We start from the raw sequence: 11,669 nt of genomic DNA on the forward strand, positions 1-11,669 counted from the left end.
GCGGCGGAGTGTATTTTTGCGCTCTTTGTGATACGATTGCGTTTCCGTCCGTGAGAAAAGGTTTGATGCCCCGTATTCGCCGTTTTTTTGAAACCGCCCTTGGCGTGGTGAGAGCGTTTCCGCTTTCAAAAGCCGCGTCCGCCGCCGCCGTGTCGCTGGTTCTTTTTCTTGCCGCCTGCGTGAATCTGGCGGGCATGGCGGGGGTTTCCGTGTGGATTGCGCTTGCCGTGTCCGCCGGGGGCGCGGGCGCGGCGGCGGGCGTTATGTTTTTTGCGTCCTCCGACCGCGCGGTTTACGGTTTTTTGCGCTCGCTTACTACGGTTGCGCTCGCCGCAGTCGCCGTTGCGCTCGCCTTTCCCGCGTGGCAGGTGGTGTCGGGCGGGGCGGAGCACTCGCTTGCGGGGCGCATGGCACCGCTTTTTGCCGTTGCGCTCGCGCTGTATATCGCCGCAATCTGGCTCGCCTCGGCTTCCGCCCCGCGCCGGGAGGAGTTTTCCGGCGCGCTGTTTTCAGAGCCCGCCGCGCATTTGAGTCTTATTGCGTCCCTTGTGCTGTCGTCCGGTTTTCTGCTCGGCCTCAACTGGTGGTCGGAGGGGCCGTCGGGCGGAGACGCCGTGTCCGTCCGGTTTCTTGAGCGCGGGATAATTCCGCCCGTAACCACCCTGCTTTTCTTCTGGGGATTTCTGCTTCTTCTGGGGAAACTGCGCGGAATACGCGCCCTGCGCCGCGCCGCCGGGGCTTTGCGCCCCCCCGCTCTTCCCTCCGAATCGGGCGGGGATGTTGACCGTTTTTCCGCCATGCTGTGGCAGAAACTGGAGGAGTCCTACCTGATACCGCGCTACATTGTCTGGGCTGTTCCGGTGCTGGGCTTTATCGGCACGGTTCTCGGCATATCGCTCGCCGCGGACGGCATACGGCGCATACTTTCATCCGACACGGGCCTTGCCGGAATGTCCGGCGAGCTGGGCGGGGCGATTGCGCCGCTCGGAATAGCCTTTGACACAACCCTGATAGCGCTGTCGCTGAGCGTTGTTCTTATGCTGATGCTGACCCTTGTGCAGCGCGGCGAAGAGGGGGCGCTTGCCGCTCTGGAGACGCGCCTTCGCAACGATGCGCGGAAACGGTAGAAGGGGCGGGCGTTTTTCGGAGGGCGAGAACGGCGCGGCTATGATGGCCGCGTTCGGCGGCTTTTTCGGACTGTTGCTGGTTTTTCTCGTCCTCGTCAACCTGTTCACCGGCGAGGCGGCGCGGGAGCGGCTTGAAAGCGCGGGGGAAAACGGGCTGTTCCGCATAGAGCGTCCCGACAAGCGCGGCTCCGGTTTTGTCGTCATCTCCTTCCCCTCGTCTCTCCGCATAGTTGAGACGGGGCAGGAGGCTCAGCCGGGCGGGATTTGCCCGCACACAAACACGCCGTTTGCCGAATACGCCCGCCGGGTTTATTCAAACCGCGGCGACCAGCTGGTTTTCTTCATGCTTGAGGGCAGCGTTCCCGTAATGGCGGAGGCGCGCGAGTGCCTGCGAACCATGTGGCCCGACAGGGCGGTGACCATCGGCTGGGTTATCGCCGACAATGAACTTCTCAAATCCGTCTCCCTCGGAGACATTCCGGACTACATACGCGAATACGTGGAGGAAAAGCCGTGAGCAGTAGGCGCAAACTTCCCGGCGTTGCCGGAATGGCGCTTGTGGACATCCTCGCAAACGGGGCGGCGATGCTTCTCATAGTCATCGTCCTCAGCATTGCGGCGCGTGTTGAGCGCGAGGAGTTCAAGGCGGAAAAGACGCGCGAGGTTGCCTCCGTGATGAGCCGCCGTTTTGCCACCTCTCTTGTGCTGAACCGCCTCACGGCGAGCCAGCCCGCCGTGCTGCACGACTATGAGCATTCTCCCATAGACCAAATCCTTGACCCCGCCGTCATGCCGATTCTGGAACTTCACCGCGACTATGCGCGGGAGTATTATTCGGGCCGCGTATGGCCCCGCGCCGTTCTGCTTGCAGACCCCAACCCGATGGACGAGTGGCTTTCCTCCATCCCCCCGCGAACCCGCCGCCGGTTGCGGATGGACATTTACGACATAGGGCAGTTTTACGTGGTGATGTCCATACTGCGCGAATATGAGGCGACCCCCACTCACTGGCATTTTCTTCCCGCCCGCCTGCCGATTGCCGCCGCCCGCCGGTGTCCGCCGGGGGTTGCCGGAAAAGACTGCCCGGCGGTCGCCGCCGGTTCAGGTGAGGGCGGTTCGGGGCAGTCCGTGGGAGACATTCTTGCCTCGGGCGACGGTGACGGTTTGGGCGGCGGCGGAGGCGGCGGCTGGGACTACGGCGGCGGAGGCGGCTCCGGTTCGGGAGCGGGCGGCGGCGGAGGCGGCGGAAGCCTGCCCGGCGGCGCGGTGGCGTCACCGGGCGGCGGTTTCGGTGAGGGCTCCGGCTCCGGCGGTGGCGGAGGTTCTGGCGGCGGAGGTTTTCCGGGGGCATACGGCGGCGCTTATGGCGGCAGTTTCGGCTCCGGTTCAGGCGGCGGCGGTGGCGGTTCCGGAGGCGGCGGAAGTGGCGGCGGCGGTGGCGGTTCGGGTTCTGAGGGCGGCGGTTTTCGCCTGCGTCTTGCCAGCCCTGAAAGTTTGAGGGAGGATGAGGAGGGTTTGCCGTGGGGCAAAGAGATTCCCGAGCCGGAGAAGGTGATAGGCGCGCTGTTGCGGTATGCGGCTGAACTTCAGGAGGTTCTGGACGGCGGCGTCTCGCCGGTTGCGGAGATACGCAATTTCAAGCGGCGTATATCGGAACTGGTTGAAAATCCGCCGCGCCTTACCCCGCCGGAGCGGAGAATTGCGGGCAGCGTTATGTGGCAGCGCGGCATTGTGGAGGGCCTCTTCGGCGCGGATTTGCCCGTTCAGCCGTTCCTGATACTGAAAGAGGAGTCTCCCGGCGGAGAGCCCGCGCTTGCGTTCAAGCCGAACCGGTTGCTGTCTCATGCGGCGCTCATCTCCGGTCCGGGGCAGTTTTCCTCCGAAGCCCGCCCGGTTATCAACCTCAATTCCCACCCCGACATCTGGAACGGTCTGCGCCTGCCGGTGAGATGGGGTTCGGTTCTGCTTATGCCGCCGTCACAGGAGTTGCCGTCCGTGCCGCGCTGGCGCGCCGTGGCGCATGTTTCGCCGGAATTCAACGATTTTATAGTCGGCTTCATTTATTCGCGGATTGATTCGGAGGGCCGGATTCTTACCGACCCGCTGAACAACCGCGCATTGCTGGACGGGCGCTCCCTGCTCTCGCCCCGCCCCGCGCAGTTTTTCGGGGCAAGGGGGCTGCTGTTTGCGTTTTACGCATTGCTCGGCCTCGGCATACTCGCGCTGTTTCTGAAAAGGATGTTTCGCGGCGCGGCTCTTCCGCGCGGGTTCATTGCCCTGTTTGCCCTTCTGATTGCCGCCTCGCTCGCGCTCACGCGGCAGGGGTTTTTAATCCGCCCGTCCGCGCTTGCGGAGGTCAAAATCCCCGCCCTTTTACAGCAGGGCGGCGGGGCGGCGCGCTCCGTTGACGAGGCGGTGCTGGAAGATCTGAACGTTATTCGCTCCGACGCCGAACTTCGCGCCCGGCTCTCAAAGGGTTCGGGTTCGGCGGACATATCCCCGTTCCGCATTGACGAGTGCGAGGTAACGCAAAGGGACTATGAGATGTTTGCCCGGTGGGCGGAAAGCGCCAACGCCGCCGCCGTCAATGCGTCCGCCGTTGACCTGAAAAGCATTTCCACCGGACACCGGATTGCCGGTTTGCTGAAATCGCCCGCAAGCGGGATGGACTTTGCCGCCGCCGCCGCGTATTGCGGGGCTGCCGGCGGGCGGCTGCCGTGGACGGACGAGATGGAGGCGGCGGCGTCCGGCGCGGAGGGGCGGCTTTACCCTTGGGGAAATGAGTGGGACGGCTCGCCGTGGCCCTACAACGACCCTGACCGCAACGCGGCGCAGGTGTGCAAAGCCCACCCGTCCGCCTCAACGCCGGAGGGGGTAAGCGGGTTGAACCACAACGTGATGGAGTGGAGCAGGGGGCGGCGCGACCTGCCCGAAGGTTTCCGCCGCCCCGCCGCTCACGGCGCGCCTCCGCTTCGCGCAAGGGGGCGGCGGCTGTATGCGCTCAACCCCGCATGGATTGAGGTTTCCCCCTCAATAAAAAGCCACCATCTGGGCTTCCGCTGTGTTTACGATTCCGCCCCCGCCCGCTCCGCGCCCTGGGGTTCGGAAATACGTTCCGTTCAAATACCGGGCGGCGAGTATCCCGCTGGCATGCCTCCGGGCGCGCGTCTGCCCCGTCTTGCGGCTTTCATCGCTGAAACCGGAGACCCGCCGGTGGAGGTTTTACGAAAAGCCCGCGCGCGCGGCGGTTCGGTGAAGGCGGGCGTGTGCGAGGTCAGCAGGGAGGAATACGGGCGTTTTCTTTCCGACCGGCTGACCCGGTGGGGGCTTTTTGCGAATGAGAATGAGCCGGAGGGGACGGACTACACGCCGCTCGGCTGGGATGAGCAGAGGGAAGACCCGCGTTTGCCCGTGAGCGGCGTCAACTGGTGGGCGGCGGACGCTTACGCCCGGTGGGCGGGAGGGCGGCTTCCCACCCGCGAGGAATGGCAGATTGCCGCCGCCGGAGGCGATCTGCTCCGCTATCCTTGGGGTGATGACTATGACCCGTCCGCCGCCGTAACGGGAGACGCCGCCATGACGGGCCCCCTTGTGTGCGGGCGGTCTTCGCGCGACCGCAACTCCGCCGGAATAAACGACCTTGCGGGGGGCGTGTCGGAATGGACGCGCAGCGTGTCCGTTGATGCGGGCGGCCTTGCGATGTGGGCGCAGGGCGGCAACTGGCTGCTTCCCGGAAAGCAGACCGCAAGCAGTTTCGGCGGCCGGTTGCTGCCGCTTGAATACCGCTCGCCGGGTCTTGGGTTCAGGGTGTTTTTTGACTGACGGGCGGGTAGGGTTGTGCAATGCCAAAGCAAGGAGGATTAAGATGGCGAATGTAAAGGAAGCAAAGGGAAAGTGTGTGTGCGGCGCGGTCAGTTTTACGGCGGCAAGCGCGAGCACGGATGTGGGCGCGTGCCACTGCGGGACTTGCCGACGTTGGAGCGGCGGCCCGTTTATGGGCGTTAACTGCGGTTCGGATGTGGCTTTTGAGGGTGAAAGCGACATAAAGGTTCTGGACTCGTCCGACTGGGCGGACAGGGGGTTTTGCGGAAAGTGCGGGACTCATCTGTTCTACCGGATAAAGCGCAACAATACGCATATGATGCCGGTCGGGCTGTTCGGAGACGGGAAGGGGTTTGCATTCACCCATGAGGTCTTTATTGACGAGAAGCCGGGGTTTTATGAGTTCGGGGGAGAGAGGGAGAAGATGACGGGGGAGGAGTGTTTTGCGAAGTTTGCGGAGGGGGATTGAGGGGGGTAAGTTACTGTAATCATTGGAGAAAACGGAGTTATAACTTCTTTATCCATTTATAACCGTTTATCCCTCTTTATAACCATTTATCCCTATTTATCCCCGTTTATCCCTATTTATAACCCAATCTTGGTATACAAGGGGATAAAAGGTTATACTTTCGCCATGAACACGGTAAGAAATCCGTTTGCGCCGGGGGCGGGCAGTCAGCCGCCGGAACTTGCTGGTCGTGATGAGATTGTTTCCGGTGCCGAGGTCGCCCTCAAGCGAGTTGTTGCGGGTCGCCATGCCAAATCTCAAATTCTCCTCGGACTGCGCGGCACGGGTAAGACCGTTCTCTTAAATAAGATCAAGGGGATAGCCGAATCAGACGAATGTCTAACTTCCTTTATAGAGTCGCCCGAAAACGAGAGTTTGGCGGGCCTTTTGTATCCGCAAATTCATCAGGTCTTAAGGAAGTTGTCGGCGGTTCAGAATGCCAAAGCGCATGTCCATGAGGCGATGCGTGCTCTGAAGGGTTTCGCAAATGTTTTCAAAATATCGGTTGGGGACGTTACGATTTCAGTGGATGCGGAACCCGGAACGGCGGACAGCGGCAACCTTGAATTTGACCTACCCGACCTGTTTCTAAAAGTTGGGGAAGCCGCAAAATCGGCAAAGACAGCGTGGTGTCTGCTGATAGATGAATTGCAGTATTTGAGCAAAAAGGAACTTGCCGCTCTGATTGTCTCGCTCCATCGGGTCAGTCAGGAGTCTCTGCCTGTGTTGTTTTTCGGGGCCGGTCTGCCTCAGGTGGCTCCGATGGCGGGTAATGTGAAGTCGTATGCCGAGCGGCTGTTTGAATTTCCGAAGGTCGGCTCCCTTGACAATGTGGCGGCTGTCAAAGCGATTCGTCAACCCATAGAGAATGAGGGTGAGTCAATCTCGGACGCCGCTCTTGACCGGCTTTTGACTCGAACGGGGGGTTACCCCTATTTTTTGCAGGAATGGGGGTCTCAGGCGTGGAACATTGCGGAGTCTTCTCCCATCAGCAAGGAGGATATTGACACGGCTTCAACTGAGGCTCTACGGAGGCTGGATGAAGGGTTCTTTAGCGTTCGCTATGACCGGTTGACACCCAAAGAGCAGGATTATGTGGTTGCAATGGCGGAACTTGGACATGGCCCATACCGCTCGTCCGATATTGCGAAAAGGCTTGACGTGAGCACAGGAAAACTCAGCAAACAGCGAGACAGTATTATACGAAAAGGAGTAATTTACAGTCCGGCTCGTGGAAAGGTGGCGTTTACTGTGCCGATGTTTGAAGAGTTTATTAAGAGGATTGAAGGAAGTGATTAAAATGAAGACGGTCTTTATTGGCGGTTCGCGGAAGTTGCCGCGATTGAATTCAACTGTCCGCGCAAGGCTGAATAGTGTAATAGCAAGCAACTGCAAAGTTGTGGTCGGAGAAGCCGGTGGCGCGGATAAAGCGGTTCAGGGTTTCTTTGCTCAGGAAGGTTATAAGAATGTGGTTATCTACTGTATGGACGGGGAATACAGGAACAATTTGGGGAATTGGGAGACTGTCGTGATTGACTCCGGGGGCAGGAGGAAGGATTTCAAATACTTTGCGATGAAAGATGCCGAAATGAGCCGTGTTGCTGATTTCGGCATTATGATATGGGACGGCAAGAGTAGGGGGACGCTGAATAATATCTTCAACTTGCTGGAGCAACGGAAGGAAGCGGATGTTTATTTTTCACCGGATAGGAGGTTTGTTTCTGTGAAGTCGCTTGAGGATGTTGAGGGGTTGATTGGGAAGTGTGGGTATGAGTTGAAGTCTCGTTTTGGCGAAACTATAAGGTTTTCGGAAAAAACAGGAGTGCGTCAGGGGGAACTTAATCTTTTGTAAGTATGTTTCTGCTCTGTGAGAGACGCATTTACCTACCGACAGATGGCGGTGTTAATTGTAGTTCATTGATAAATTGACTTGCATGGAAAAGAGCTTGTCCACTTTGCTTCCCATAGGGTGAAACACGAGCTGAATAGGCAGTAGCAACTGGCATCTGTTTGGAATAAGTAAGAATAAGTGTTCCTGGTTTCCCTTTTTGCGGCATGGCTTTCACTCGCGTGATTCCCACATAGAAAAGACGTCTCTCTTCTTCTATGTGTTGTATTTTTTCTGCATTGGAGAGACTATTATCTGGCAGACGCGGAAGTAGTCCTTGAACGCACCCAGCAATCACAGTCACTGGTGCACTGAGTCCTTTGCTCTTGTGTAAACTCATAATTCGCACATCTGTGATCTCGGTAGGAATTTCAGGTTGACTAATTGATGTGGAAATTTCTCGAACGAATTCAGTGCGGTCGTCAGTTGTCATTTGGTCAAGAATTTTTAACGCCAGTTTGCGCATATCTCGAGTGGAATCTTGCTCATTAGGAAAAAGATTATCTACAACGGCTCGAAGATTAGGAAGTGTTTCTAAGGCATACAAATCTTTAACAACTTTGCGGAAAGACTCAATGATACCTTTCGTATAAGGTAATATTAGTGTCCCTTGCACAATCTGTGTCATTGTCTCCCAAGGTGACATACGGTTTTTCTCACAATGCTCTCTAATGTGACTATAGCCAGCAGAATTCCAGTTACCTATACCCGTGCCGATAAGCCATCTTAATGCAACCCTATCTTCATGATTCACAAAGAGTTTAAGGAGGGTAAATGCTCGTTGTGCATCTTCGTGACTCAACTCAGATTCCACATAATAAGATTTGGTGGGAATACTTTTTGCTACAAGGGCTTCATATAGTGGTGTGCCAAAAGCTTTGCTTTGTGTGAGAATGAGAATATCTCTGGGGGGTATGCCACTTGCAATCATCTCAGAGACTATTGATGAAACAGCCTTAACTTCCTCTGCGATTGTGCGATATGAGAAAATTCGCACATTACCTTTGCCATTTTTGAGCCTGGGGGTTAATCGAGGCTTTGAGCGTGATGTATTATTATTCTTAATCAGGTTGTTTGCTATTTCAACCACCCTGGTGGGACAGCGGCGACATATCTCCAAATCCAAATCATCTGCCCTTGGATGAATAGTAGTCCACTCTCGGATACCATCGGGATGGGCATGTTTAAATCTATATATAGACTGATCATCGTCCCCGACAATGCACACATCGGCTACATCAGATAACAATTCTATTACCTCTTGTTCAGCACGGTTCAGGTCTTGATATTCATCCACAAGAATATGTTTGTAATTACTTCTTTCTGTTGCTGTTGGATTAGAGTGTAAGTATTGGTAAAGTTGAGGAACAACCTCGCCAATCAGCATAGACTTATGGAACTTCAACCACCCTATAATGTCTATTTCAAAGGCGATGTCTGCGGATTTTTGTGCATATCCTGGCTGTTGATTTTGGAGTCGAGCCCAAGCGGCTTGGTAATCATCAATTAGCTTAATTACTTTGCGTTTTCCGCCATGTTTGTCTTTCAAATCATAAATCAGTGGCTCTATCTCGAACTTATTCAGTGGTCGTGGAGTACGTCCTGTTGCCCTCAATACATTAGTCCGCATTAGCATCCGCAGAGCGAGGCTGTGGAGAGTAACTCCTTCGAGTTCGTCGCATCTATAGACATCCATACTAGATAATTCACGATGCAAGTCTTCTGCAGCCACTCGGGTAAAAGTCACAGGCAGGATTTCAGATGGTTCAACACCTTCTTCTAACAGCCGAGCAACTCGCCTTTGCATGGCAAAAGACTTACCTGTTCCCGGACCGGCCATGACACGAATGCGACTATTATTCGAAGAGGCTATCTTAAAAGTAGGCGTTTCCTCATCAAGTCCATTTGACCAGTTCATTATATTTCAACTCCTAATTTTCTCTATTCATGCAAGGCATTACAAGTCAAATTCTCATAAAGTACAAAGCAATCCCCGCGCCTACTCCCATTGCAACCAATGCCATAGCGACAAGATACTTTGTTAATCTACTTTTCATATCATTAGACAACTGTATTTGAAGGCTAACCATATTCTCAAGAGTTTCTTTCGTGCTCTTTTGGATGTTGTCTGAGGACAGAGAAAAAGTTTTCTCCATATTTGCAATGTGTTGATTCTGGGCTTCTAACTGTAGTTTGAGGTTGTCCAACAAGAGAGTGAAGTTTTCTTTGTTTTCTTTTTTGATGTCTTCAGCCTGTTGGTTTTGCTCTTTTATCACGGATTCAATTGTTTCCACTATTCGGGAGAGGTTGCGGTTGGTTTCTTTGAAAAAACCCTCGGCGGCTTTCTCTGCCACATTTTCGAATTGTTGGTCTTGCTTCTTGATTAAGGATTCAAGTTTGCTTGCTATCTCGGAAAGATTGTTATTGGTTTTTTTGAGTCTGTCAGTCACTTCTGCTGCTTCTTTGCTCAACGCAGAAATTCCCTTGTAGATCTTACCGTATTCTTTCAACTCATTGGATGTTTCATCCAAGTCTTTGATGGTCTTATCCAATTTCTTTAAGTCCGTCATTCAAGTTCTCCTTCACTCTTTGCAATCTGTTGCTTGCTTGCTGAAGCAAGATTGCTAACGAGTAAGAATCGTTTAACACTCCGTGCAATGTATACAAGAACTTCCCGCTGTCAAAAAATTTGTGAAGCGATTTAGCCAAAAGAGCCTTGTTTTTATCATCGGACTCCTTGCCAATCTTCAGTATCTCTTCAATGATGTATTGTTTTTCATAAGGTCCATATTTTTGAATCTTTTCCAGTGACCCTTCAAGTCTGCTTTTCCCATTCCCATCCCTGTCCTCATAGTCATCCAGCAATAAGTGTAGCAGACCACTGATGAGGTTCAGTCCTGAATTCTCTTTGTATGTTTCTAAAAAGCGGCTCAAACTACTTCTTAAACTTTGCTGTTCTTCTTTTGTCTTCAAACGGGAAGATTGAGGCTGATAGAAGACTTTGAACCATTCTTTATAGTTTGCAGGTGTTTCTGCTATAATTTGTAGAGAGTCAGTTGTTTCTGAAAACCTGAAATAATCTTCAAGGTACTTTTTGAATTCTTCCTTGGTTTTTCCCCCTTTGTCCGCGAGATCACAACACCATTTATACACATTTCTTAAAGATTGTCTTCTGCTGTATATGAAGTTTTCATCGTGCCAGTCAAGCAACCTGAGCATGTATTTGTCTGTCTTTGAAGGGTTCAACAAAGCGTTGTCAGTAGCATTTGTTTTATTGTGGTTGCGTTTCAGGTAATCAAGAAACTTTTGGTATATATGTTGGGAATCTTCTTCAAGTTTTACAAGTGAGTACTCAGGATCATATTTTCTAATCGTTTCTAAAAGAGATGTTAGTATGGTTTGTTCGGAAAAATCATTAAAGTCCACTTCAAAACAGCCATCTTTGTGATTAATTGTCCAATCTTTTACAACTCCAATCTGGCTAAGTTTGTAAATAGCTCTTTCAGTTTGTTGGCTCGCTTTTTCAGTTAATTCGTTTCGTTTGTATTTTTTCCATGTTATTTTAACTCCGTTTTGATTTGGTTTTGCAAATCGAGTGTATAAAGATTTCATGACTGAAAATTCTTTTGGTATGACTTCCAAGTCTTTACAAAACAAGAAGAGATTGGTATTGATATCTCCACTTGTTTTGTCTTTTTCTTGTATTTCTTTTACAATAGACAGAGGTGTTTCTCTCTCCCAGAGTTTAGAGAGATGTGTTTCGTCAGATTTAGAAAGCAGAATCAAACATTGAGCTTTTTCTTTCTTGAATTTGATTCTGTCTCTTCCTGCCCGACCTGCTTCCTGGTATAACCCTTCTATTGACATCGGTATGCCGTAGTGGAAAGTGTAGTGGATATTGGGTTTGTTTATACCCATTCCAAAGGCTTTGGTTGCCACTATCAAAGAAAACTGATTTTCCTTGAATCCTTTTTGGGATTCTCTAGTGTATTCGGATTGCCGTTTCCTCGTGAATCCTGTCGCAAGGGTTGAGCCAGCAAACCATCTGACTTCTGTCTGAAAGTGTTTTTGAAGTATATTTGCAATATCAACACAACCTTTATATCCGTTAACATTAGGAGTGAAGACTATTCCACACTTGGTTTCGTCGCCATTTAGTTTCAGTATGCCGGTTGTTTCTTTTAAGTAGTCAAGTTTTTCTATGAGAATCTTTTTCTTCTTGTTTTCATCATCTATGACGGTGAAATCTAACTCTTCTCGTGAACAGTCAAGGCGGCTTTTTATATTGTCTTCGGTAATTTTGAACTCAACCTTAATGTCTTTC

General features: G+C 52.6%; 9 protein-coding genes. 6 read left to right on the plus strand and 3 right to left on the minus strand.

What is annotated here, in order from left to right; translation table 11 throughout:
* Nucleotides 1-65: 65 nt before the first annotated feature.
* The 6 genes from OXF42_07495 to OXF42_07520 all read left to right on the plus strand — a co-directional run bounded on the left by OXF42_07495 (nt 66) and on the right by OXF42_07520 (nt 7,309).
* Nucleotides 66-1,127 (plus strand): hypothetical protein, encoded by a 1,062-nt coding sequence (locus tag OXF42_07495; protein MCY4047929.1) that lies wholly within the window; start codon nt 66-68, stop codon nt 1,125-1,127.
* Nucleotides 1,111-1,644 (plus strand): hypothetical protein, encoded by a 534-nt coding sequence (locus tag OXF42_07500; GenBank protein MCY4047930.1) that lies wholly within the window; start codon nt 1,111-1,113, stop codon nt 1,642-1,644. The genes OXF42_07495 and OXF42_07500 overlap by 17 nt, the downstream gene beginning before the upstream one ends.
* Complete coding sequence (locus tag OXF42_07505) at nt 1,641-4,949, plus strand: SUMF1/EgtB/PvdO family nonheme iron enzyme (protein ID MCY4047931.1); 3,309 nt, start codon at nt 1,641-1,643, stop codon at nt 4,947-4,949. The genes OXF42_07500 and OXF42_07505 overlap by 4 nt, the downstream gene beginning before the upstream one ends.
* A gap of 43 nt (nt 4,950-4,992) precedes the next feature.
* A complete protein-coding gene (locus OXF42_07510) occupies nt 4,993-5,418 on the plus strand; it encodes a GFA family protein (protein MCY4047932.1) in 426 nt (141 codons plus the stop codon).
* Between the two features lie 165 nt (nt 5,419-5,583).
* Complete coding sequence (locus OXF42_07515) at nt 5,584-6,756, plus strand: AAA family ATPase (protein ID MCY4047933.1); 1,173 nt, start codon at nt 5,584-5,586, stop codon at nt 6,754-6,756.
* A gap of 1 nt (nt 6,757) precedes the next feature.
* A complete protein-coding gene (locus OXF42_07520; GenBank protein ID MCY4047934.1) occupies nt 6,758-7,309 on the plus strand; it encodes a hypothetical protein in 552 nt (183 codons plus the stop codon).
* 28 nt (nt 7,310-7,337) lie between these two features.
* Here OXF42_07520 and OXF42_07525 read toward each other — a convergent pair whose 3' ends face one another.
* The 3 genes from OXF42_07525 to OXF42_07535 form a co-directional block, all read right to left on the minus strand.
* Nucleotides 7,338-9,263, minus strand: coding sequence for an ATP-dependent helicase (locus tag OXF42_07525; GenBank protein MCY4047935.1), 1,926 nt, complete (start codon nt 9,261-9,263; stop codon nt 7,338-7,340).
* A 46-nt stretch (nt 9,264-9,309) separates the two neighbouring features.
* On the minus strand, nt 9,310-9,915 hold the full coding sequence (locus OXF42_07530) for a hypothetical protein (protein ID MCY4047936.1): 606 nt from the start codon (nt 9,913-9,915) through the stop codon (nt 9,310-9,312).
* Nucleotides 9,890-11,669: helicase-related protein (locus OXF42_07535; protein MCY4047937.1), on the minus strand; the 1,780-nt coding region annotated here is incomplete at its 5' end. The genes OXF42_07530 and OXF42_07535, both read right to left, overlap by 26 nt.

The sequence above is a fragment of the Candidatus Dadabacteria bacterium genome (assembly GCA_026708565.1).
In the GTDB taxonomy this organism is placed as follows: domain Bacteria; phylum Desulfobacterota_D; class UBA1144; order Nemesobacterales; family Mycalebacteriaceae; genus Mycalebacterium.